Origin of the sequence: Actinomyces haliotis, from assembly GCF_015355765.1 — a bacterium.
GTDB classification, from domain to species: domain Bacteria; phylum Actinomycetota; class Actinomycetes; order Actinomycetales; family Actinomycetaceae; genus Actinomyces; species Actinomyces haliotis.
Genome location: NZ_JACWNA010000008.1, coordinates 11,084 through 34,427, shown reverse-complemented (window position 1 = coordinate 34,427; position 23,344 = coordinate 11,084). Strand labels below are relative to the sequence as shown.

General features: G+C 73.4%; 18 protein-coding genes and 1 riboswitch. Of the genes, 7 read left to right on the top strand and 11 right to left on the bottom strand.

The genetic code is table 11. The features are described from left to right. Window positions 1–110 precede the first annotated feature (110 nt). Together IXW69_RS05770 and IXW69_RS05765 are read left to right on the top strand one after the other, a co-directional pair. Complete coding sequence (locus IXW69_RS05770) at window positions 111–410, top strand: hypothetical protein (protein ID WP_194785407.1); 300 nt, start codon at window positions 111–113, stop codon at window positions 408–410. 175 nt (window positions 411–585) lie between these two features. After that, entirely contained in the window at window positions 586–1,506 is a 921-nt protein-coding gene (locus IXW69_RS05765) for a copper homeostasis protein CutC (protein ID WP_194785478.1), read from the top strand. A 135-nt stretch (window positions 1,507–1,641) separates the two neighbouring features. Here IXW69_RS05765 and metE read toward each other — a convergent pair whose 3' ends face one another. Together metE and IXW69_RS05755 are read right to left on the bottom strand one after the other, a co-directional pair. Continuing rightward, the gene (gene metE / locus IXW69_RS05760) at window positions 1,642–4,137 is read right to left on the bottom strand and encodes a 5-methyltetrahydropteroyltriglutamate--homocysteine S-methyltransferase (RefSeq protein ID WP_194785406.1); all 2,496 of its coding nucleotides are present in this window, start codon (window positions 4,135–4,137) and stop codon (window positions 1,642–1,644) included. A 141-nt stretch (window positions 4,138–4,278) separates the two neighbouring features. Beyond that, window positions 4,279–5,394: a methylenetetrahydrofolate reductase gene (locus tag IXW69_RS05755; RefSeq protein ID WP_194785405.1), complete on the bottom strand. Its 1,116-nt coding sequence runs from the start codon at window positions 5,392–5,394 to the stop codon at window positions 4,279–4,281. Between the two features lie 6 nt (window positions 5,395–5,400). Further along, window positions 5,401–5,483: riboswitch (SAM riboswitch) on the bottom strand. A 153-nt stretch (window positions 5,484–5,636) separates the two neighbouring features. On the opposite strand from IXW69_RS05755, the gene IXW69_RS05750 reads away from it, so the two are divergent. Next, window positions 5,637–6,461 (top strand): alpha/beta hydrolase, encoded by an 825-nt coding sequence (locus tag IXW69_RS05750; RefSeq protein WP_194785404.1) that lies wholly within the window; start codon window positions 5,637–5,639, stop codon window positions 6,459–6,461. Between the two features lie 80 nt (window positions 6,462–6,541). Here IXW69_RS05750 and IXW69_RS05745 read toward each other — a convergent pair whose 3' ends face one another. Next, window positions 6,542–7,732, bottom strand: a complete 1,191-nt coding sequence (locus IXW69_RS05745; protein WP_194785403.1) for an endonuclease/exonuclease/phosphatase family protein — start codon at window positions 7,730–7,732, stop codon at window positions 6,542–6,544. A 327-nt stretch (window positions 7,733–8,059) separates the two neighbouring features. Here IXW69_RS05745 and IXW69_RS05740 point away from each other — a divergent pair, with 327 nt between their 5' ends. After that, the gene (locus IXW69_RS05740; RefSeq protein ID WP_194785402.1) at window positions 8,060–12,934 is read left to right on the top strand and encodes a DUF3418 domain-containing protein; all 4,875 of its coding nucleotides are present in this window, start codon (window positions 8,060–8,062) and stop codon (window positions 12,932–12,934) included. A gap of 231 nt (window positions 12,935–13,165) precedes the next feature. Here IXW69_RS05740 and IXW69_RS05735 read toward each other — a convergent pair whose 3' ends face one another. The 3 genes from IXW69_RS05735 to IXW69_RS05725 form a co-directional block, all read right to left on the bottom strand. Continuing rightward, a complete protein-coding gene (locus tag IXW69_RS05735) occupies window positions 13,166–14,698 on the bottom strand; it encodes a phospholipase D-like domain-containing protein (RefSeq protein WP_194785401.1) in 1,533 nt (510 codons plus the stop codon). Window positions 14,699–15,064: 366 nt separating this feature from the next. Then, complete coding sequence (locus IXW69_RS05730; RefSeq protein ID WP_323745196.1) at window positions 15,065–15,877, bottom strand: hemagglutinin; 813 nt, start codon at window positions 15,875–15,877, stop codon at window positions 15,065–15,067. Window positions 15,878–16,165: 288 nt separating this feature from the next. Next, on the bottom strand, window positions 16,166–17,080 hold the full coding sequence (locus IXW69_RS05725; RefSeq protein ID WP_194785400.1) for a PfkB family carbohydrate kinase: 915 nt from the start codon (window positions 17,078–17,080) through the stop codon (window positions 16,166–16,168). A gap of 139 nt (window positions 17,081–17,219) precedes the next feature. Here IXW69_RS05725 and IXW69_RS05720 point away from each other — a divergent pair, with 139 nt between their 5' ends. Then, window positions 17,220–17,747, top strand: coding sequence for a SprT-like domain-containing protein (locus IXW69_RS05720; RefSeq protein ID WP_194785399.1), 528 nt, complete (start codon window positions 17,220–17,222; stop codon window positions 17,745–17,747). A 39-nt stretch (window positions 17,748–17,786) separates the two neighbouring features. On the opposite strand, the gene IXW69_RS11575 is transcribed toward IXW69_RS05720, so the two are convergent. Further along, window positions 17,787–18,119, bottom strand: coding sequence for a hypothetical protein (locus tag IXW69_RS11575; protein ID WP_228524877.1), 333 nt, complete (start codon window positions 18,117–18,119; stop codon window positions 17,787–17,789). A 303-nt stretch (window positions 18,120–18,422) separates the two neighbouring features. On the opposite strand from IXW69_RS11575, the gene IXW69_RS05710 reads away from it, so the two are divergent. Further along, entirely contained in the window at window positions 18,423–18,773 is a 351-nt protein-coding gene (locus tag IXW69_RS05710; RefSeq protein ID WP_194785398.1) for a heavy metal-binding domain-containing protein, read from the top strand. Here IXW69_RS05710 and IXW69_RS11570 read toward each other — a convergent pair. From IXW69_RS11570 to IXW69_RS11565, 3 genes are read right to left on the bottom strand one after another with little or no spacing between them, the layout of a single operon-like run. Then, entirely contained in the window at window positions 18,703–19,899 is a 1,197-nt protein-coding gene (locus IXW69_RS11570) for a metal ABC transporter solute-binding protein, Zn/Mn family (RefSeq protein ID WP_267240548.1), read from the bottom strand. The genes IXW69_RS05710 and IXW69_RS11570 overlap by 71 nt on opposite strands. A 5-nt stretch (window positions 19,900–19,904) precedes the next feature. Then, window positions 19,905–20,129, bottom strand: a complete 225-nt coding sequence (locus IXW69_RS11880) for a hypothetical protein (RefSeq protein WP_267240547.1) — start codon at window positions 20,127–20,129, stop codon at window positions 19,905–19,907. A 4-nt stretch (window positions 20,130–20,133) separates the two neighbouring features. Further along, complete coding sequence (locus IXW69_RS11565) at window positions 20,134–21,786, bottom strand: TIGR03773 family transporter-associated surface protein (protein ID WP_323745195.1); 1,653 nt, start codon at window positions 21,784–21,786, stop codon at window positions 20,134–20,136. Between IXW69_RS11565 and IXW69_RS05695 the strand changes: the two genes are divergently transcribed. After that, complete coding sequence (locus IXW69_RS05695) at window positions 21,764–22,045, top strand: prolyl oligopeptidase family serine peptidase (RefSeq protein WP_323745194.1); 282 nt, start codon at window positions 21,764–21,766, stop codon at window positions 22,043–22,045. The genes IXW69_RS11565 and IXW69_RS05695 overlap by 23 nt on opposite strands. On the opposite strand, the gene IXW69_RS05690 is transcribed toward IXW69_RS05695, so the two are convergent. After that, the gene (locus IXW69_RS05690; RefSeq protein ID WP_194785396.1) at window positions 21,982–23,289 is read right to left on the bottom strand and encodes an ISL3 family transposase; all 1,308 of its coding nucleotides are present in this window, start codon (window positions 23,287–23,289) and stop codon (window positions 21,982–21,984) included. The two genes, IXW69_RS05695 and IXW69_RS05690, sit on opposite strands and share 64 nt — an antisense overlap. Between the last annotated feature and the right edge of the window lie 55 nt (window positions 23,290–23,344).

Here is a 23,344-nt window from a genome sequence, read left to right as displayed (position 1 = left end):
GGACCCTCACAGGAACACCACAGAGCCAGCCTGTCAGGCACCCAGAGCCCGGGAGTTACCTAGGAGGCACGTCGGGGACGACACCCGGCACCACCATCCTGGAGGCAGACATGAGCGCCACGACCACCACCCCCGTCCTCAGCCGCACCCTCGCCCGCACCGCCGCGCTGCGCGGTGGCCTCGGGTCCGAGTCCTCCTCCGCGCCCCGCCGCGCGGCCGCCTCGGTCCTGACGGTGCTCGCGCTCGTCGCCACGACCGTCCTCGTCCTCATGGGCGCTCTCCTCGGCGGTCGCTCCTTCGTCGCCGCCGCCGACGGCGAGGGACTCGTCCAGCAGCCCGTCGCCGTCGTGAGCACCACCGGCTCCACGACCGAGGAGCGCGTCGACGTCACGACGAGCCGCGAGGACTGAGAACCGCCCGGCCGCGCCGGACACCTCGCAGCCTCCGCCGGGGCCGGGACGCCGTGAGGCGCTCCGGCCCCGCCCGCCGTGTCACCGGCCGTCACCGAGCCGTCCCCGTGCAGGTCAGGGCCGGGAAGCGGCGCCGCGCAGCATCGGGGCGTGCGAGACTCGGGCCATGAATGCGATGCGCCTCACAGGCACCGCCCCCTCGCTGCGGGGGCGCTCCACCCCAACCCACTCCGCCCTTCCCTGGCACGACCTGCCGCACGTCGGCGTCGAGACCTGCGTCGAGAACGTCGAGGGCGTGCGCCTGTCCGCCCGCGCCGGGGCCGACCGCGCCGAGCTCTGCGACAATCTCGGCGCCCACGGCACGACGCCGTCGATCGGTGCCGTTGAGGCCGCGATCTTCGCCGCCGCGGAGGAGGTCGCCGAGCACCGGGCCGCCTCCGGCCCGCAGTGGTTCGAGCACCCGGACGCGGCGCCCTTCGGCCTGCGCGTCATGATCCGCCCGCGCGGCGGCTCCTTCGTCTTCAACACCGACGAGGGCCGCGCCATGGTCGCCGACGTCCGCCGTATCGCGGCCCTCGCCCGCGAGATGAGCGAGTTCACCCGGCCGCAGCGCCGGGCCGGCGCCCACGGGAGCCTGCCGCCCGCCGTCGAGATCGGCTTCGTCGTGGGCGTCCTCACCGAGGAGCACGTCGTCGACCGCGGACTCCTCCGCCTCCTCGTCGACCAGGCGGACGGCGCCCCAGTCTCCTTCAACAAGGCGATCGACGAGACCCGGGACCTGGTCGAGGCCTACGGCGACCTCGGTGGCCTCGGCGTCGAGTACGTCCTCACCTCCGGCGGTGCACCGACGGCTCTCGAGGGGGTCGACGTCCTGCGGGGCCTCACCTCCACGAACGGGCCGCGCGTCATCGCCTCGGGCACGGTGCGCCCGGAGAACGCCGAGGAGGTGGTGCGCCGCTCCGGCGTCCGCGAGATCCACCTGCGCTGCTCGCGCGCGGACTGCGTCCCGGGCGAGCCCCAGCGCACCGACGAGGCGATGGTCCATGAGGTCGTCGAGCTCGCCCGCTCGCTGCCGCTGCCCTCGCAGGAGGACTGAGCGGAAGGGCCCCCGCCTCTGACTGGCCGCCGTCCTCTGCGGGCAGCAGCGGACGAGCAGGACGTCCCTGGACAGGCTCGACGCCGTCTGCGCCGTTCTCGTCCAGGGACGTCCTGCTCGTCGTGAGCGGGCCCCTCAGGCCCCGTGCGCCATCCGGACCCGCCGGGCGGCCTCGACGAGGTGGCGCAGGCTCTCCTGCGTCTCGGCGTAGCCGCGGGTCTTGAGCCCGCAGTCGGGGTTCGCCCACAGGCGCTCGACACCGAGGGCGTCGACGGCCCGCTCGAGGAGCTCGGCGCACTCCTCGGTCGAGGGGACGCGCGGGGAGTGGATGTCCCACACGCCGGGGCCGAGCTGCCGCTCAAAGCCGTGCTCGGCGACCGCCGGCAGGACGTCCATGCGCGAGCGCGAGGCCTCGATCGAGGTGACGTCGGCGTCGAGGTGGTCGACGGCGTCGATGACGACGTCGAACTCGGAGTAGCACAGGTGGGTGTGGACCTGGGTCGCCGGGGCCGCGCCGCCGGTGGCAAGGCGGAAGGAGCCGACCGACCAGTCGAGGTAGCCGGGCCGGTCTGCGAGCCGCAGCGGAAGGGTCTCGCGGATCGCGGGCTCGTCGACCTGGATGATCGGGATGCCTGCCGCCTCGAGGTCGGCGACCTCCTCGCGCAGGGCGAGGCCGATCTCGTCGGCGACGAGCGCCCGCGGGACGTCGTCGCGCACGAAGGACCACGCCATGATCGTCACCGGCCCGGTGAGCATGCCCTTGAGGGGACGGTCCGTGAGGGACTGGGCGTAGGACGACCAGGCGACCGTCATCGGGGCAGGGCGGGAGACGTCGCCCCACAGGATCGAGGGCCGCGTGCAGCGCGACCCGTAGGACTGGACCCAGCCGTGCTCGGTGGCGACGAAGCCGTCGAGGAGCTCGGCGAAGTACTGCACCATGTCGTTGCGCTCGGCCTCGCCGTGGACGAGGACGTTCAGCCCGATCTCCTCCTGGAGCCGCACGACGCGCTCGATCTCCTCTTGCATCGCCTGCTCGTAGCCGGCGGCGTCGAGCTCGCCGCGGCGGTGAGCGGCACGCGCCTGGCGGATCTCGGTGGTCTGGGGGAAGGAGCCGATGGTCGTCGTGGGCAGCAGCGGGAGGTGGAGGCGCTCGGTCTGGGCGGCGGCGCGCTCGGCGTAGGGAGCGCGGGTGCGCTCGGCGTCGGTGACGGCCTCGACGGCGGCGCGGACCTCGGGGCGGCTCACGCCGGGGTGGGAGGCGCGCTCGGCGCGCAGGCGGGCGTCCTCGGCGAGCTCGGCAGCGATCGCGGCGCGGCCCTGCGCCAGGCCGCGGGCCAGGACCTTGACCTCGCCGACCTTCTGGTCGGCGAAGGCGAGCCAGGAGCGGATGGCCGGGTCGATGCTCGTCTCCCGCTCGGCGTCGTGGGGGACGTGCTGGAGGGAGGTGGAGGTGCCCACGGTGAGCGCCGCGCCCTCGGGGAGGCGCTCGCGGAGCTCCTCGAGGGTCGTGAGCGCAGCGTCGAGGTCGGTGCGCCAGATGTTGCGTCCGGACACGACGCCGGCGACGACGCTGCGGCCGGTGAGTGCGGCGAGGTCCGCGGCCTGCGGGAGCTCTCCGGCGACGAGGTCGAGGGCGACGCCGTCGATTCCGGTCGCGGCCAGGGCCGGCAGGGCGTCGCCGAGGGAGCCGTAGGTGCCGGCGACGAGCACCTGCGGACGCTCGGTGATGGCGGCCACCCACGTGTAGACGTCGACCGCCAGGCGCAGCACCTCGTCGCGCGGCAGGTCCCAGGCGTCGGAGACGAGGGCCGGCTCGTCGAGCTGGACCCACTCGGCGCCCGCGGCCCACAGGTCGGCGAGCAGGTGGCCGTAGGCCGCGAGGAGGTCGGGGAGGCGGTCGGTGACGGCGAAGCCCTCACCGGCGGCGTCGGAGGCCTTGGACAGGAGGAGGTAGGTCACGGGCCCGACGACGACGGGGCGGGGCACGTCCTCGCCGGCGCGCTGGGCCTCGAGGACCTGGGCGACCGGCCCGTCAGTGGGGTCGACGGCGCCGAAGCCCGGCGCGTAGTCGATGAGGGTGGACTCGTCGAGCTCGGGGACGAGGTAGTGGTAGTTGGAGTCGAGCCACTTCGTCATCTCGAGGGCGGCGAGGTCGCCCTCGCCCCGGGCGGCGGTGAAGAAGCCGTCGAGGGAGGTACCGGGGTAGGTGCTCCGGCCCTGCGGGGCGCCGGCAGCGTGGCGCAGGTGGGCGAAGCGCGGCGGGAGGGCGCCGAAGGCGGTCGTGACCTGGAGGACCTGGTCGTAGTAGGTGAAGTCGGCGGGGACCGCGCTGGCGCCGGTGAGGCCGAGCTCGCGCAGCCGGGCGCGCGTGGCGCCGCGCAGGTCGGCGGCGCGGCGGCGCAGCTCGGCGTCGTCGATCGTTCCCTTCCAGTAGGCCTCGACGGCGCGCTTGAGCTCGCGGTCGGGACCGATGCGCGGGTAGCCGAGGACCGTCGCGGCGGGCAGGGCGGTGGTGGGGACGGCGTCGGCGGGGCCGCCGGGGCGGAGCCCTGCGGAGGCGTCTGACGGGGCCGGGCTCGCGGGGGCGGCGAGCGCAGGGTCGGTGGGCGTGCGGTCGGTGGACGCGGTCATGCTGTGCGGTTCCTTCGTCAGAGTGTGCAGAGGAGGCTCAGTGGGCTTGGGATTGCTCAGGGGGTGCGGCGCCGGTGCCGCGGAGGCGTGGGCGCCGGGACGGCGTCGGCGCGGGGCTGCGGACGCAGGTCCGCCATCTCCTCATGGCCGCGCCGCCACGGGCATTCGTCCCGTGATGCGCGTGCTCCCGCCGGGCACGGCGTTGAGGTAGTTGTGCCGGACCTCGCGCTGGACGACGCGGTCAGGAGCGTCACCGGTGAGGATCCGCCCGAGCCGCAGCTGCGCGATGACGTCGAGCGCGGGGCGTGTTCGGTTGAAGGTGTAGAGGTGCAGGCCGGGCGCGCCGCCGTCGAGGACCTCGGTGGCCAGGCGGAGCGTGGCGTCGATGCCGGTCGAGACCGTCCCGGCACCGTGGGCGCTCTCGAGGGCCGTGCGGAGGTCGCCCGGCACGGGCACGCCGGACAGCGCCTCGAGGCGAGTGAGACGGCGCAGGTCCGTCATCGGGATGATGCCGGGCAGGATCGGGAGCGTGACCCCGCTGTAGCAGGCCGCCCGCCCGAGGGCGAGGTAGTCCTCGGAGTCGTAGAAGACCTGCGTGATGGCGAGGTCGGCGCCGGCGGCCTGCTTGGCGGCGAGGACCTCGACCTCGCGCCCGTGGTCGACGGAGGCCGGGTAGGTGGCCACCGAGATCTGGACGTGCCGCTCGCCGTCGTCGAAGTACTCGGACTCGACCTCGCGGATGATCCTGACGAGCTCGTCCGCGTGGCGGATCTCGCCGACGACGTCCTCGGCGTCCACGCCGCGGGGCGGGTCGCCGCGCAGGGCGAGGAAGCGCCGCACCCCCATCGACAGGAAGAGGCGGACGATCTCGACGACGTTGGCCTTCTTGTAGCCGATGCACGTCAGGTGGGTCATGAGGGGGACGTCCGAGCGCGCGAGGACGTGGGCGACGACGTCCTCGGAAGGGTTGTGCTCACGCACCACGTGAACGCGCGTGGGGGCTCCCGTGAGCCGGCGCCCGTCGTCACCACCAGCCGACCCGCCCGGGGATGCGACGGGCGGGGCACCGCCCGTCGTCGTCACGAAGGTCGGGCGGTAGGTGACCGAGGCGAAGTCGGGCCCGGCCGCGAGGAGACGATCGAGCGCGCCCCAGGTCTGCGACGCGTAGGGGCCGGGTCGAGGCGGGAAGAGCTCGAGCGAGAGGCTGGGACGGACGGGGGCTGCGGCACCGACGTGGCGCACGGAGGGATCGATCACGGCGTTGCTCCATCGATCCTGGCGGAAGCACCCTCGACGGGTTGCTGCGACGTCATCGAGCCAGGTCTCTCGGTCACTCTGGATGGAATCGGCCGTCACCCTACGCGACTGCCTTGACAGACCCCAGAGGGCTCCCGAACCGTGAGAAACCGACCGGAAGGCAGCCTCACGCTGGCAGCGCAATCGTCTCACGCGGCCGACACGCCCGTGACCTGTCGCCCCGCCCGTCCTACGTTGGTGTCATGACCGAGATGCGCATCGACACCACCCGCGGCGTCTCGCTCGCGGCCACGATGCTGCTGCCCGACGGCGCCGACCCCCTCGACCTCGACGCCGTCGACGCCGCGCTCTCCTCCGGCTCGCAGGCGCCTCGCCGCCGCGAGGGCGTCGTCATCCTCTGTCACGACTTCCTCACCGACCGCCACGGCCTCTCGGACCGGCTCGACACCGTCGCGGCCGCGTACCGCGCGGCGGGCCTCGCGACGCTGCAGTTCGACTTCTCAGGGCTGGGCGACTCGGATGACGACGTCATCACCCTCGGCGGTGAGGTCGAGGACCTCCAGGCCGTCTCGGGCTGGCTCGAGGAGCACGGCTGGCGCCGCCAGGCGATCCACGCCAACGGCTTCGGCGCCACCGCCGCCCTCCTCGCCCGTCCCGAGCGGGTGGTCACCGCGGTGCTCGTCGGCGCCGTCGTCGGCCCGCAGTCGATCCTGTGGGAGAACGTCTTCTCCCCGGACCAGCTCGACGAGCTCGACCGGCACGGCCTCACGCGCCTCGTCGACGACAACCCGAACGGGCGCGAGTGGAATGTCCTGTCCAAGCAGACGCTCGCGGACGTCTCCCTCCAGAAGGTCGAGACGACGATGAAGGACCTGCCCTGGCAGGTGCTCATGCTCCACGGGGCGCTCACGGACGAGTTCCCGGACACGGCCTCGGCCGCCGCGGAGGGCTTCGCGCTGCTGCGCGACGGCTCCCGGCTCGTGCAGGTGCACGCCGACGACGTCGACGGCGCCCAGGCGGAGGTCGCGCGGCTCGGAACGGCCTGGGTCACGCAGCGCCTCCGCTGAGTCGGAGGCGGCGGCGAGCCCCCAGGACCACCGTGTCGCCGCGAAGCAGGGCTGGCGTGCCTGCCCCTGCCGTCGCGTCGTCAGTCTCGCGGGCTCACGACCGCGACGACGGCCCTGTGGTCCGAGCCCTCGACGTCGAGGACCTTCGAGGCCTGCGGCAGCCACGTCGTCCGGTTGACGATGACGTGGTCGATCGTGGCGCCGAGGAGCGCCGTGCGGGAGCTCGTGGGCCAGGTGGCCAGGCCGCCCGTGCCCGTCGTCGAGGCGACGTCGGAGCAGGCGGGGAGGTCGCGCATGGGCTCGTGGTCGAGGGTGGCGTTGAAGTCGCCGGCGACGATCGTGGCGCTGCCCTGCGCGGTGCACTGGTCCGCGGCGGCGCTCACGGAGGACAGCCAGTCGGCACGGGTGCCGTCTCCGGCGGGGGCGACCGTGTGGATCCCGACGATCGTGGGCCGGGTGCGTCCGTCGAGGGTGGCGTCACCGACCGGCTTGAGCACGAGGTTCCCGGCTCCGAGGCCCGCCGGGCGCGCAGCGCGCTCGTAGTCCCCGAGGCCGGTGGAGACGAGGACCGTCGTGGCGAGGGTGTCCGAGCCGAGGGTGCTGGGGTTCGCGACCGACGTCGGGTCGATGCCCGTCGTCGTCTTCCCGAGCGAGGTGAAGACGCGGAAGCGGTAGCCGTCCTGGGCGAGGAGCTGCGCGAGGCGGACTCCGTAGGAGGCGTCGGTCTCCGGCAGGACGACGACGTCGGCGCCGGTACCGCGCACGGAGACGCCCAGGTCGACGAGGCCCGTCTGGGACTTGTACGTGTTGAAGGAGTAGACGGTGACGCTGCCGTCCCAGGCGGCGGAGTCGGTCGTGACGGGGCGTGCGACGTCGGCCGCGTGGAGGTCGAGTCCGCGCTGGTCGAGCGCCCAGAAGTGCGTCCCGGCGACGAGGATGAGGACGATCCCGACGACGCTCGTGCGCTGCCCGCCCTCACGGCGGACGGTGCGGACAACGGCCGCCACCGTGACGATGACGCCGAGGACGGCCAGGCCGAGGGCCAGGAGGCTGCGCAGCGCGATGACCTGGGTGAAGGGGTAGACCTCGGAGAGCGCGAGCCGGGGCGCGAGGAGATCGGGCCAGAGGCTGATGGCGGCCAGGGCGCACAGGACGAGCGCGAGGAGCCAGCCGACGCCGCGCCGCAGACGCTGCCACACGGTCAGGCGCGGTGCCGGTCCGACCTCCTCGAGGTCGAGGAGCGACTCGGTGCCGTCGTCGTGGGTGCTCATGGGGCCAGTGTCCCCCGGACGCGGTCACGCGGACGTAGCGCACGCCCGGTCGCGGTGCGCGCGCACCGTCCCTCACTGGCCGAGCTGCCCACCAACCGCCGCTCCCGCCGCTCGCCCACCCTTCGCCGAGTCTGACGCTTTCCGGTCGAGGACGACGCCGTAGCCGGCAGTCTCGGCGGGAAAGGGATGGGCTCGCGGTGTACCCGGGCTCCGAGGCACGCCGGTGGACTCTCGAGCGCGTGCGAGGGCCGCTGCCTCCCCGTGTGCCCCTGCGTGCGCGGGCGCACAGGGAAGGTACCGCCGCGGTGAGGGAGAATAGGAGGCCGTATGAGCAACGAGACCCCCCCTGCTACCGCACCAGCGACGCACGAGGACCCGCCCCGCGACGCGGGCCACGCCAAGCACCGGTCCGCCCGTCGCGGCCGAGGCTCCGACGAGCGCGGTCAGGGGCGCGGCCGCGACCACGGGCGCGGGTCCGACAGTCAGGGCCGTTCCGGGCGCTCGCGTCACGGGCGCCGGCCCGGGCGCCGCGAGTGGCCGGGCTTCTCTGAGGAGCAGCTCGCGCAGCGCGCCGCAAGCGTTCCCGCATTGGTCTACCCCGAGGAGCTCCCCGTCTCCTCGCGCCGCGCGGAGATCGCCGACGCGATCCGCGACAACCAGGTCGTCATCGTCGCCGGCGAGACGGGCTCGGGGAAGACGACTCAGCTGCCGAAGATCTGCCTCGGCCTGGGACGCGGGGTGACCGGGATGGTCGGTCACACCCAGCCCCGGCGCATCGCCGCCCGCTCCGTCGCCGAGCGCATCGCGAGCGAGCTCGGCACGCCCATCGGCCGCGACGGCGTCGTCGGCTACCAGGTGCGCTTCACCGAGGAGACGGGCCCGAACACCCTCGTCAAGCTCATGACGGACGGCATCCTCCTGGCGGAGATCCAGTCCGACCCGATGCTGCGCCGCTACGACACGATCATCGTGGACGAGGCCCACGAGCGCAGCCTCAACATCGACTTCATCCTGGGCTACCTGGCGCGGCTCCTCCCCCAGCGCCCAGACCTCAAGGTCATCATCACCTCCGCGACGATCGACTCCGAGCGCTTCGCCGAGCACTTCGGGCACCCGGTCTCGCGGGGCCCGGAGTCGGGCGCGCCGGCCGGCGGCGCGGGCGAGGACTCCGCCGACGGCGCCCCCGGTGACGACGGCGCGCTGACTGGCTGGGCACCGGCACCCGTCATCGAGGTCTCCGGGCGCACCTATCCCGTCGAGATCCGCTACCGACCCCTCGACCCCGACGACGGTGGCGAGCCCTCCGGGGACGACCGCGCGGCCGACGGCGCCACTGGCACCAGCGCATCCCAGCCTCGCGAGCGCACCCACGGCACGGCCCCCGCCGGGGACCTCACCGACGACGAGCTCGAGGCCCTCACCTCCCCGGACCCGGCGGTCCGAGCCGCCGCGCGCGCCCGTCGTGAGCAGGTCCGCACACGTGCTGACAGCCTGTCCGCGTCATCGACGAGCGGCTCCGGCTCGCTCGCTCCGCGCAACCAGGGCGCCCACGGCAAGGGCCACGGCCGCTCCGGCTCCGCCGGCCCGCAGGACGAGCCGCACGACCAGGTCACCGGCATCATCGACGCCTGCGACGAGCTCATGGCGGCCGGACCGGGCGACATCCTCGTCTTCCTCGCCGGCGAGCGGGACATCCGCGACACCGAGTCCGCCCTCATCGACCACCTCGGCCCCCGCTACACCGCGGATGGCCGGGCCCGCACCGTCGGCGCCGTCGAGGTCGTCCCCCTGTACTCGCGCCTCTCCGCGGCCGAGCAGCACCGCGTCTTCGAGCCCCACAGCGTGCGCCGCATCGTGCTCGCCACGAACGTCGCCGAGACCTCCCTCACCGTCCCCGGCATCCGCTACGTCGTCGACCCCGGCCTGGCCCGCATCTCACGCTACTCGAACCGCACGAAGGTCCAGCGCCTCCCTATCGAGCCGGTCAGCCAGGCGAGCGCCAACCAGCGCGCCGGCCGCTGCGGCCGCGTCGCCGACGGCATCGCGATCCGCCTCTACTCCGAGCCCGACTACCTCGCGCGTCCCGAGTACACCGAGCCCGAGATCCTGCGCACCTCCCTCGCCAGCGTCATCCTGCAGATGGCGAGCCTGGGCCTGGGCGCCGTCGAGGACTTCCCCTTCATCGACTCCCCCGACCCGCGCGCAGTGCGCGATGGCGTCCAGCTCCTCACCGAGATCGGCGCCATCGAGCCGGACTCGGGCCGCCGCCGCTCCCGCGACGATGACGGCCACGACTCCCGCAGGGGCCCGCGCCTCACGCAGGTCGGCCGCCGTCTGGCCCGTCTGCCCATCGACCCGCGCCTGGGCCGCATGCTGCTCGAGGCGGGCGAGCTCGGCTGCGCGGGCGAGGTCATGGTCATCGTCGCCGCCCTGTCCATCCAGGACGTCCGCGAGCGCCCGGCCGACAAGCAGGAGCAGGCCGACGCCATGCACCGCCGCTTCGCCGACGTGACGAGCGACTTCCTCACCTACTTGAACCTCTGGCGCTACCTGCGCACCCAGCAGCGCGAGCTCTCCGGCTCGGCCTTCCGCCGCATGTGCAAGGCGGAGTTCCTCCACTACCTGCGCGTGCGCGAGTGGCAGGACGTGCACCAGCAGCTGCGCCAGCTGGCCCGTCCGCTCGGCCTGGACGCCTCCCCCGTCGAGCTGCCGACGGCGCGCTCCATCCGCGCCGCCGGCGAGGCCCTCGAGCCCGGATCGCACGCGGCGCAGATCGCCCATGGCGACGTCGCGGCCGCCGTCGTCGCGCTCGGGCGCAGCGCCGACACCCCGGACGCCGACGCCATCCACCGCTCCCTGCTCGTGGGCCTGCTGTCCAACGTCGGGAGCTGGGACGAGCGGCGCCGCGAGTACTCCGGCGCGCGCGGCACGAAGTTCGTCGTCTGGCCCGGCTCGGGCCTGCGCAGGAAGACCTACGACTGGGTGATGACGGCCGAGCTCGTCGAGACGAGCCGCCTCTTCGCGCGCACCGTGGCCAAGGTTGACCCGCGCTGGGTCGAGGAGACCGCCCAGCGGGCCGGCCTGCTCAAGCGCGTCTACGGCGAGCCCTACTGGTCCACCAAGCACGGCGCCGCGATGGTCCACGAGAGGGTCCTCCTCTACGGGATGACGCTCGCGGCGGACCGTGCGGCAACGCTCGCCTCCGTAGGGACGCCCGCCGCGCGCGAGGTCGCCCGGGAGATGTTCATCCGCTCCGCCCTCGTCGAGGGCGACTGGCACGCGCGCCACGGCTTCGTCCAGCGCAACCAGGAGCTCGTCGAGGAGCTGTCCGACGTCGAGTCCCGACGCCGCGAGCACGGCCTGCTCGCCGGCGACGAGGCGCTGTTCCGCTTCTACGACGAGCGGCTCCCTGAGGAGGTCACGGGCGCCAACGACTTCGACGCCTGGTGGAAGCGGGAGAAGGGGCGTCGCCCCGACCTGCTCGACTACACCCGCGAGCTGCTGCTCCCCGGCGGCGGCGACGCTGACCTCGACCAGGCTTTCCCGGACGCGTGGGTCCAGGGCGACCTCACCCTCGGCCTCGAGTACGTCTTCGAGCCGGGCCGTGACGACGACGGCGTGAGCGTCCAGGTGCCCGTCGAGGTGCTCGGCCGCCTCCAGCCGGACGGCTTCGACTGGCTCGTGCCCGGGATGCGTCCGGAGCTCGTCGTCGGCGCGATCCGCTCCCTGCCCAAGCGGGTGCGCCGCCAGCTCGTGCCCGCCCCCGACGTCGGCGCCCAGGTCTGGGCGGCGATGCGCGAGGAGTACCCGACGCCGGCGGGAGCCTCCGCCCCCGTCGTCCCCTTCCAGGACGCCTTCGCGGCGACCGTCCACCGCCTCAAGGACGTCGAGGTCACCGACGCCGACTGGGCGGAGCTCAATGAGCGCCTGCCGGACCACCTGCGCGTCTCCTTCGCGGCGCTCGACGCCCGCGGCCGCGAGATCGGTCGCGGCAAGGACCTCGTCGCCCTCCAGAAGCGGCTGTCGGGCCGCACCGAGCGGGCCGTCCGCTCGGCGGTCAAGGGCGCGCTCGCCCAGGCGATGCAGGAGGCCCAGGACCGCGAGAAGAGCCGGTCCAGGAAGCGGGGCAAGAAGGGACGCGGGGGCCGTGACCAGGGCGCTGCGCAGGCACGCGAGGCCGCCCCCACCAGCCAGGGCCCGACGACCCCGGGCACGGTCCCGGGCGCCGGCGTCGACGCCTCAGGACGCACGGGGAGCATCCGCAAGGGCCTCGCTGAGCGCAAGGGCCTCGCCGACTGGCCGAGCGGGGTGCCCGGGCTGCTGCCTCCGGAGGGCTCGACGATCCCCGCGACCGTGGAGTCCCCCGGCACCGCGGGGCTGGTCGTGCGCGGCTACCCGACGCTCGTCGCCGCCTCCCCGCGCACCGCGGACCTCACCATCCTCCCGGACGCGACCGCGCAGCACCGGGCGCACGGCGCCGGGGTCACGGCGCTGACGCTGGCCCGAACCTTCCTGGCGACGGGCCGCGTGACGAGCCGTTGGAACGCGACGGAGTCCCTCGCGCTCGCCGCGAGCCCCTACAGGACCACGGACGCCCTCGTCGAGGACGTCGAGCTAGCGGCGGCGCGCGTCGTCGCCGCGCGCTGGGCGGTGTCCTCCGGCCAGTCTCTTGCGGAGGTGCGCGACCGCGGCGTCTTCGGCGAGCTGGTGAGCACGATGCACGCTGAGCTCGAGGACGAGGTCTACGTGGTCGCGCAGACCGTGGCCAAGACGCTCACGGCGCAGCGCGAGGTGGAGCGGACCGTCGGCACGCACACGAGCCTCGCGCTGCTCTCGACGCTGCAGGAGGTGCGCGAGCACGCCGCCGTCCTGGTCCGCCCCGGCTTCGTCTCGGCGACGCCTGCCGGGGAGCTCGTCCACCTGCCCCGGTACCTGCGCGCGCTCGCGATGCGTGTGGAGAAGGCCGAGTCCTCGCCCAGCCAGGACGCGGCCCTCGCCTACCAGGTACGCGAGGCCGAGGCCGCGCTGGAGAGGGCACGGGCCCGTGCGGCCTCCCTGCCGGCGGACGAGGAGCGCGAGGCGGTCCTCATCGAGGCGCGCTGGCTCATCGAGGAGCTTCGAGTGAGTCTCTTCGCCCAGACGCTCGGGACGAGCCGCAAGGTGAGTCCCCAGCGGATCAACAAGCTCCTCGCCAAGGTCTGAGCCGGAGTCCGGGCGCCCGACCGATGGGGACCCGAGCGAGGGGAAGACCGGAGCAGGCGTCCTCGCACGGGGGTCTCCCCGCCCGCCGGGACGCCCGCCCCGGTCACTGGCCCAAGGAAACACACGTGGCCTGAGCAGCGTGTTTCAGCAACCCGTGCCGATCCTGTGGCCGCGCCCCGCTGGTCGAGCCGACCGGCGGTGACGGGCCGGACCGCTCACGCCGGCGCCCCGTCAGAGCACTGCGGAGACCAGGCGGCACACGTTGTCGACGTAGCGCCGGTACCAGGGCTCCTTCGCCCACTCCTCCGCGGTCAGCTCGACGCAGGTCTCGCGGTAGACGTCGTCGTTGTGGCGCAGGAGGTCGTCGAGGTCCCCGCCAAAGGCCAGGAGCATGACCTCGTAGTTGAGGCCGAAGGACCGGAAGTCCATGTTGGCGCTGCCGATGACGCCGACCTCGTCGTCGAACGTCATGTACTTGGCGTGCAGGACGGTGGGCGCCGGGTAGCGGTAGATACGCACGCCCGCGGCGAGAAGCGCACCGTAGTAGGAGCGCTGGGCGTGGTTGACGATGACGTGGTCGGACTCCTTGCCGACGAAGAGCTCGACGTCGACGCCCCGGTAGGAGGCCGACGTCATCGCGGACAGGAGCGACTCGTCAGGGATGAAGTACGGGCTCGTGATCGAGACGCGCCGTGTCGCGTTCTGGATGAGACCGAGGATCATGCGCAGGTTCGGCTCGGTCGGGTAGCCGGGACCGGAGGGGACGAGCTGCATGGCGTTGACGACGGCGTCGGGCCTCCCGGGCTGGGGAGCGGCGTCCCCGACGGCGACGTCGGCCTCGCCGAGGATCTCCGGGAGGCGCTCGGAGAGGTCGCCGTCGGAGAGGTCGAAGTCCTCGAGCTGCTCGCCGGACTCGAAGAACCAGTCCATGGCGAAGACGGCCTCGGCTTCGATGACGATCTCGCCGGTGACCTCGACGGAGAGGTCGTGCCAGGTGCGGCCGGCCCGGAGGTTGGAACGCAGCCGGTAGGTCGGGTCGATGACGTTGTGGCTGCCGATGAAGGCGCGGCGCCCGTCGATGGTGAGGATCTTGCGGTGGTTGCGCAGGTCGGGACGGCGCCAGCGGCCCTGCAGCGGAAGGAGCGGCATCATGAGGTACCACTCGATGCCGGCGTCGTCCCACCTCCTCCCGAGCCTGCGCCAGCCGGGGTACTTGCGCGACCCGAGGTGATCGACGAGGAGCCGGACGGTGACGCCGCGGGCGGCGGCCCGCTCGAGGGCGGAGTAGAAGACGTCGGTGACCTCGTCCCAGCTCTGGATGTAGAACTCGACGTGGACGTGGTGCTCGGCCCTGTCGATCTCACGGGCCATGGCGGCGTAGGTCTCCGCGGCGCCCCCGTGCAGGCCGATGGTCTCGCCCGTGACGCAGGGCAGACCGGTGAGCCGCCGGTTCATGGAGATGATCGAGTCGAGGACCGCCGACGGTCGCGCGCCCCGAGGGGTGAGCGGGATGCGCGAGGTGAGGCGCAGGGCGGACTCGTTGACGGTGACCTGAGCCTGGTAGCGACGTCCGCGCACCCACGGCGACCCGAGGAGGAGGTAGAGCGGCAGACCGACCACGGGGAGCAGGAAGATGAGCAGGAGCCACGCCGTCGACGACGAGGGCCGCCGGTTCTCGGGCACGGTGCCGAGCGCGATGACCTTGATGAGGTACTCGAGCACCACCCACGTTTGGGTGATGATCTCGCCCCACGAGTGCTCCATGTCGTCATGATGTCACGGCTCAGCGGCTCCTCAGCAGGCGCCCGCCGGGTGCCGGCTCCGAGGATGATCAGGCTCGACGGCACAGCGAAGGCCCGACCGGAAATGGATCATCCGGGCGGGCCCTTCGCGTCGAGGCAGCACCCCGGTTCCCATGCCGGGGGCTGACACTCCTTCGCCGGGCGCTCGGTCCGCATTCCCTTGGCTGCGGCTCCAGGCTCAGTGATGGGCCGTCATCAGCACTCCCCAGTACCTCAGGACCACCGCTGTTCGGCGGCAGGAGCAACGATGCCCGCCGAGCCTGAGAGATCCCAGTGAGTAACCCTGGAAAGACCCTGAAAACTGCGACCGGGGTCACTCCGGGACGTCTCAGGTCGACGGCGTCGGGTCGCCGAAGAGGGCGCGGAAGAACCCGTAGAAGTTCCAGTTGCCCCAGCTCGTGCAGTCGTCCCCGCCATCGGCCGCCGCGGCGTCGGGCTGGTACGGCGTGTAGTTGTACAGCCCGGCGGTGGCCTCGTTCTCCACGGTGAGCGGCGCGCTGCCGCAGGCTGAGTCGGGCGAGTAGGCGATGTCGGCCGCCTGCCCGGCGACCACCTCGAAGGAGCCTGGGGACAGCCGGTAGTGCTGGAACTGGCTCGCGGCGCCGTAGACCTGGTTGAAGAACCCCTCGTACTGCGGGTCGCAGTCGGAGCCGTCGGGGCAGCCGTAACCGGTGGCGATCTCGTAGTCGGAGGCCGTCAGCTGTGAGCCGGAGGCGGTGAGGAGGCCCTGCTCCTTCTGCAGGAGCGTCAGCAGCACCTGCGGGTTCACGTCGCAGGAGGCCGCGACCTTGGAGACGACGGCGGCGGCGGACTCCTTCGACGCCCCCGCGTAGCCGCCGGGGCAGTAGGTGGTCGCGGCGACGTCCTTCGTCGTGAAGGTGGCGTCGGCCAGGCAGGGGGTTCCGTCGCGGCCGGCGCGGCAGCCGGTGTTGACCTTGTCGATGAGGGCGGCGACCTGGGCCTGCGTCATCGTGGTCGCGTCGAAGAAGACGTCGTCGTCGATGATGCGGGTCGCGTCCCAGCCGGCCATGTCGAGCTCGATGGGGACGGGAGCGGTGAGCGTGGGGCTCGCGGTCGCGACGGCGCCGGGCTCCTCGTCGTGGAGGAGCCTCACGGCGACGACGCCCGCGAGGACGGTCACGAGGAAGGCGATGACCAGCGTGCGCGCGGTACGACGACGACGCTCGCGCGCACGTCGCGCGGCGAGGGAACGGGGTCCCTGGGAGCCCCTGGGCTGAGCGCTGCGCCGGCTGAGGGGACGCGCCGCGGAGCGCCCGGCGGCGGCGAGGCGGTCACAGCGACGGCGTGCGCCACCGGCCCGGGTGCTTCGGTCGACGGTGTGCCGCCCGCCTGTGCGGGACGTCGGGCGCTGTGACATCGCCGTTACTCTGCCACAGGCGGCTGTGGGCCGTCGTTCCGGCGACGCGGCTCAGCGAGCGGTGCGGGGCGCGACGGCCTCGATGGCACGGTAGGAGGAGGCGGCCCCCGCGCCGAGGACCGCCGTCGAGCCGGCGCGCATCCCGGCCTCGACGGCGTCGCTGAGCGGGTACCCGGCGGCCAGTGCCGCAGCCATGACGCCCACCGAGGCGTCGCCAGCCCCGGTCGTGTCCACGACCGGCCCGAGGTCGAGCGCGGGCACCGCCCCGGAGCCGTCGGCGTCCGCCCACACCGAGCCCTGTCTGCCGAGCGTGATGAGGACGGAGGAGGGCCCGCGACCGATGAGCGTCGCGGCGAGGTCGAGGGCCTCCTGAGGGCTCGTCGGCGCGGGCTCCCCGGCGGTGAGCCCGGCCTCGGTCTCGTTGACGACGAGGACGTCGACGTCCTCGAGGACCGTGTCATCGACGTCGTAGACGGGCGCCAGGTTGAGCACGACCCGTGCCCCGGCGGCTCGGGCGGCCGCGACGGCGGCGGCGTTGGTGGCGGGCAGGACCTCGCCCTGGAGGACGAGCACGTCGCCCGTGCCGAGGTCGTCGACCGCGTCGAGCGCGTCCTCGCCGACGCGTCCGTTGGCGCCGGCGTCGAGCACGATCGTGTTCTCGCCGTCGGCCGAGACGGTGATGAACGCCGTGCCGGTGGTCGTGTCAGCGTCCAGCAGCTGGGAGACGTCGACACCGTGGGAGGCGAGCTCGTCGCGCAGGGAGGCGCCGGAGGCGTCGGAGCCGACGGCGCCGACGAAGAGGGTCTCGGCACCTCCGTGCGCCGCGGCAGCGGCCTGGTTCGCGCCCTTGCCGCCCAGGCGGTAGGTCACCGAGCGCCCGGAGAGGGTCTCGCCCGGTCTGGGCAGGCGGTCGACCTCGACGGTGACGTCCTGGTTGATGGATCCGACGACGATGACGCGTCCCACGGGTGCTCCCTTGCAACGATTGGCGGTGAGGGCACCATCCTGGCACGACGGCGTCACAACAGTCAGGGCCCCACCCGTCTCTCCACAGCCCCTGTCAGCCGGGCGCCGCGTGGTCCCGTTGCGCGGCTACCCTCGCCGCATGAACCTCACCGACGTCCTGGCCCTGGCGGGCGCGCTCATGGACGAGCACGGCGTCGGCGACTGGGAGCTCGGGCTCGACCGGGCGCGCCGCCGCGCGGGCCAGACGGACCACGCGCGCCGCCGGATCACCCTGTCCCGCCACCTCATGGCGCTCTACGACGAGCCGGAAGTGCGCGAGACGGTGCTCCACGAGATCGCCCACGCTCGCGTCGGCGCCGCCCACGGGCACGACGCCGTCTGGGCGGCCGAGGCGCGACGGATCGGCTCGAACGGGCGCAGGCTCATCGCGGCGGAGGCGCCACGGGTCGAGGGCCGGTGGACGGGCACCTGCCCCGCCGGGCACACGGTCAACCGCGTGCGCCGTCCGACCACGCCGCTGTCCTGCTCGCGGTGCGCGAGGCGCTTCAGCCTCGACCACCTGCTCACCTGGACGCGCGACGACGTCGCCGTGAGCCCTGAGGAGATCGGCCCGCGCTACGCGAGCACGCTGCGTCGGGCGCGCCGGGAGGCGGGCCGAGGCCGCTGAGGCGCCGGGCTTCCCCGTCCTGGCCCTCGGTGCTGGTTGTCAGTGCCGGGTGAGGTCGCTGGCGCTGAGGACGCCGCCCATGACGAGGACGACGAGCACGACGACGCCGATGATCTGCCACATGAAGAGGGCACGCGCCCAGTTGCGGCGGGACAGCGAGGGAGTGCCGCCGAAGGCGACGACGAGCAGGTAGATGAAGCCGATGACCGGGATCGCGGAGATGAGCTGGGCGAGCATCCAGGAGCCGACGCCGTCGCCGGTGGCACCGGGGTTCTGGACGGCGACGGGGTAGGCGCCGCGGTCGTAGGCGGTGGGGTACTGGCCGGCCGGGGCCTGCTGGACCTGCTGGGGCTGGGGGTTCTGGACGGTCATGGTCTCGCCTTCTGGAGGGATGCGGCCGCCGGGCCGCGGGGTACGGCCAGGCTAGGCGCCCGCGAGCGCGCCCGGACGGCGGGTGGGCGGTCCGGCGCACAGCCGCTCCCCGATCGAGACCGTGGCCGGGTCACGGCCCCGCGGCTCCCGGCTCGGGTCCGCAGGCAGCGTCATGGGTCCTTCTCCCCCGCGAGAACGAGGACGCGACCGGCCCCCGCTCCCGGATGATGACCGTGCCGACGGCGGCCCCGCCGCGGCGCCCGGCCCGTCCGGGACGAGCACCGAGAGTCAGGAGCACCAGCCATGATCGTCACGACCACCCCCACCGTCGAGGGATACCCCGTCAGCCAGTACCTCCGCGTCGTCTGCGGCGAGACCATCGCCGGGGTCAACATGTTCAAGGACATCGCCGCAGGCTTCCGCAACATGGTCGGTGGCCGCTCCGAGTCCTACGAGCGTGAGCTCATCCAGGCCCGTGAGACCGCCCTGGCGGAGATGGTGCAGCGCGCCACGGAGCTCGGCGCGGAGGGCGTCGTCGGCGTCGACATCGACTACGAGGCCCTCGGCTCGGACAACGGCATGCTCATGGTGACCGCCTCCGGCACGGCCGTCCGCTTCTCCCAGCAGGCTCAGCAGCCCAACGTCGGCTACTGAGCCTTCTCCCGAGCCTCGCGGGCCGTCGACGGCCGTCCGACTGCCCGCACCTCTTTCGGCCGCGCCTCCGCCTCCGCGGACGGTCCGGCCGGGATCTCGCTGCCCGGGCGGCGCCGCGCGCGCAGCCCGGCGAGCGCCCCGTGCCGCGGCGCCGCGACCCGGGCGAGGACGAAGCCGGCGGTGAGGACGAGGACACGGCGTCGCGGACGCTCACCGGGAAGTCCCACGCGAGCTCGTGGCGCTGGGGGACGTAGCCGACGCGGGAGGTCGGGTCCGCGGTCGTCACCGTGCCGGCGCGCCTCGGGACGAGCCCGAGGACGGAGCGCAAGAGCGTCGTCTTCCCGGCGCCGTTGGGGCCGATGAGGACGACGAGCTCGCCGGATCGGACGGCCAGGTCGACGTCGCGCAGGACGGGACGGCCGCCGAGGTTGACGGCGAGGTCCGTGCCGCCGGTCGTGAGGTCGACGGTGACGTCGGCGTGCCCGGCGTCGAGGACAGTGCGCCCCTCCGCGGCGGCGACCGCGTCCCCGCTGACCCCGACGGCGAGGACGACGGTGGCGGGGCGCAGCGCGTGAGTCGTCCCGTCGGCGGCGTGGAGCCGGGCCGCGAAGGTCACGCGGTAGATCCCCGGACGGGTGAAGGCCCAGCTCATGTGCTGGTGGGCGTCGGCGGGCAGGACGGTCGTGTCAGGTCCGGGGTCGGCCGCGTCGTCGGAGGCTGGGGTGAGCCCGTCGTCGTTGGAGAAGCCGACCTCGGGGGCGCCGAAGGAGGTGGTGAGGTACGCGCTGGCGTCGCCCGGGCCGTCGACCCTCGTCGCGGTGAGGTCGATGGTGGAGGAGCGGTCGGCTCCGAGGGCGGCGCCGTCGCCGAGGACGCGCATGCCGAGCCAGATCGTGTCGAGGGAGCGGTCCTCGACGAGGGGCAGGATCGTCGCGTCCTGCTTGGCGTCGGCCTCGGCCACCGAGACGCTTACGGCGGAGGGCGGCAGGTTGGCGTCGAGGGTGCGGATGACGGAGTGCTCCTCGAGGAGCAGGTAGTTGGAGACGGCGAGGTCGGCGTAGGCGACGTCGCGCACGGAGCGCAGGGAGGGCTCCCAGGAGTGCGGGTCGGCGCCGTCGGGGACCATCTGGGTCACCGTCGCGCGGTCACTGTCGCGCGGTCGCCGTCGACGTGCCGGGTGAGGTCGGCGAGGATGCCGGTCGTGGTGACGACGCGGAGCTCGCCGTCGTGGGCGGGGTCGCCGGCGCCGAGCCGGGTGGGGTCGGCGCAGCCCGCCAGGCTCAGGGCGGTGACGGCGAGGGCCGCCACCATCCTGAGCCCGGCCCGCTCGGGGCGGGTGGTGAGGCGCGAGGTCACGGCCTCACTGCCCCCGGTGGGAGAGCGCCCGACGGCGTCCGGTGAGGACACCGGCTCCGAGGAGCCCGAGCAGCGCGGAGGCCGCGAGCGGGGCGACCGGGTCCGTGCCGGTGCGGGCGAGGTCGCCGAGGTCGCAGGGCCTGCCGTCCGGGGTGCGGCCGACGGTCTCCTCGACCATGGACAGCCCGTTCGGGCCCTTCTCACCGGTGGCCCTGAGGCCGCCGGGGGCCCGGGCCGCGACGGTGCCGGCCTCGGGGACGGAGTCGGAACCGGCCTTGCCGTCCCCGGTTCCTGCGGCGAGGGCGCCGTCCTTGGGGGTCACGCTCATCGTGATCGTGAGGTGGTAGGTGCCGGGCTGGGTGACGAGCCAGTTCTGGTGGGCGTGGGTGTTGGCGGGGAGCGTGTAGCTCGAGCCGGCGCCGTCGAAGACGTGCTGGCCGACGCCGGTGCCGAGGCCGCCCGCGGCGAAGACCACGACCTTGTCGGGCCCGTCGACGGAGTCGAGGCGGAAGGTGACCTCACCGGTGGTTCCGTTGACGATCTCCTCGCGCTGGGAGTTCATGCCGAGCCACGGCACGCCCCGGACCTGCGTCGAGCGGATCATCCGGACGGTCGATCCCTCCTTGGCGACGAAGGAGACGTCCTTGGGGGCCTTGAGGGCGGCGGCGTCGCCGAGGGCGAAGGTGAGGGACGCGGGGTCCACCCAGGCTGCGGGCTGGTGGCGGTCGTCCTTGACGCGGGCGACGAGGGCGCCGTCGATGATGGCGGGGCCGAGGTCGAAGTGGCCCTCGGTGGCGTTCCCGGTGGCGCCGGGGCCGACGTTGAGGGTGAGGGTCGTCGTGGCGCGCGTGGCGCTGGACGCCGGGGCGGAGGAGCCGGAGGCGGCCTGGGCGTCCTTGCCGGCCTGGGCGCCCTTGCCGCCCTTCGTCCCCGTGCCGTCCTTGGCGGTGAGCGCGGCGGCCTCCTCCTTGGTGGCCTCGCGGGTGACCTTCGTGGGGGTGCACTGGCCGGCCCCGTCGGAGGCTGAGCCGGCAGCCGGCCTGTCGGCGGAGGCTGCGGCGGTGCCGTCGGGCACGGCGCCCTGCGTTCCGGACCCGCTCGAGCCGGCGGCTCCGGCTCGGGCGGACCCGGCGGCGGCGAGGGCCGCACCCGCACCGGCGACGGGGCTCGAGCCCGCCTGGGCGCCGGAGGCGGCGGTGCCCTTGGCGGGGGCCTGGGCGCCCGCGCGGTCCACGTGGCCGACGTCGATCGTGTAGGTGTGCGGGACCGTTGTGGCGCTGGTGCCGTCGGCCTTGGAGGACCGGGCGGTCACCGTGAGCGTGTAGCGGCCGGCCTTGGAGAAGAACCAGTTGACGTGGGTGTGCGCGGGGTAGTCCTGCAGGATCGTGGAGCCGGAGGGCTTGAGCTCGTAGCCGCCGTCGGCGAGGCGCGACTGGACGCCGCCGAGGCCGGCCATGAGGAACATGGAGATCCGGACGCCGTCGGGTCCGGCGTAGCGGACGTCGAGGTCGGTGCGGGAGTTGCTGCCCGCGGCGACGCCCTGGGTGTCCCAGCCGGGCCACAGGAGGGCCGCGCGACGCGGCGTCGTCGTCGAGGGCCTCGCGGCGATCGCGCGGCAGCTCGTCGAACGGGGCGTGACGACGCCGGAGCGGATCACCGTCCACGGTGGGAGCGCGGGCGGCCTTCTCGCCGGCGAGATGCTCACGCTGCACCCCGAGCTCATCGGGGCGGCGGTGGCCGAGGTCCCGCTCATGGACATGGGGCGTGACACGCACCTGCTCGCCGGCGCCTTCTGGCGCACGGAGTTCGGGGAGCCGGACAACCCCGCCGACTGGGCCCTCATGGAGGCTCTTCACAATCGAGGGTGTAGGTGGGGTCTGAATCCACCGGTCTCGAGCAGGCTGCGGGCGATGTAGTTGGTGAGGTTCCGGAAGCCGAGGGCGCTGCCGCGGAGGTGTTCGAGGCGGCCGTTGATCGCTTCGGTGGGGCCGTTGCTGGTGCCGGGCCGGTCGAAGTAGGCCAGCACGTCAGCAGCCCGCTTTTTTAGGGTTCGGCCGAGCGATCGGAGCTCGACGAGCGCGGCCGGCACGCCGCTGGCGAGGCTGGCGATCAGCTTGTTCATCAGGTCGCGGCCACGGGCAGGGTCGGGTTCGCGGTAGGCGGTGATCATCTGCTGGTAGGCGGCCCAGGTGACCTCGACGGCAGCGTGGTGGTCGTCGGCGAACAGTTGCTCGAGTCGGGTCTTCTGTTTGTCGGTGAGCAGGCTGGTGCCGGTGTGCAGGGTGCGGCGCGCGGAATAGAGCGGGTCGCCGGCACGGCCGCGGTGTCCGTGGAGGTCTTGCTGGATCCGGCGGCGGCACTTGTCGAGGGCGTCGCCGGCGAGGCGGACGACGTGGAAGGGATCCATCACCGCGACCGCGTCAGGCAGTTCTTCGGTGGTGGCGGTCTTGAAGCCGGTGAAGCCGTCCATCGCGACCACTTCCACGGCGTCTCGCCAGGCTTGGTCGCGTTCGGACAGCCAGGTCTTGAACACGCTCTTGGAGCGGCCCTCGACCATGTCGAGCAACCTGACCGGTCCGCTGTTCGTCCTTGCTGGCGTCAGGTCGATGATCACGGTCACGTACTTGTCGCCGCGGCGGGTGTGGCGCCACACGTGCTCATCCACGCCGATCGTGGTGACCCCGTCGAACCGTGCTGGGTCGTTGATCAGCACCCGCCTGCCCTCGGCGAGGACCGCGTCGTTCGCCGTGTTCCAACTGACGTCCAAGCCTTCGGCGATCCGGGCCACGGTGAGGTGCTGGACCACGATCCCTTCCAACGCCCACCGCAGCCCGCGGCGCGACAGCCGCGCCTTGGGCTCGGCTGCCTTCGCGGTGTCCTGGCGCCACACATGAGCGCAGTCGGCGCACCGGTACCGGCGGACGAGCACTTCCAGCACGGTCGGCCGCCAGCCGAGCGGTTCGTGAGCGAGCCGCCGCACGACCGTGTCACGCAACAGACCGTGCTGGCCGCACCGGTGGCACCAGTCGTCCGGATCGACAACCCGGCAGGCGATCACCGCCCGTCCAGGTTCGAGTCGTTGACCAACAGCAACCAGTCCCAACTCGTCGAGCCGGCAGAAGGTGGTCAGGTCAGGGGCAGCGAAGGTAGCGTCGGGCACGTCGAGGTCTTCCAGATGTTCGGTGTGAGAACCTCCATCCTCGGAAGACCTCGAC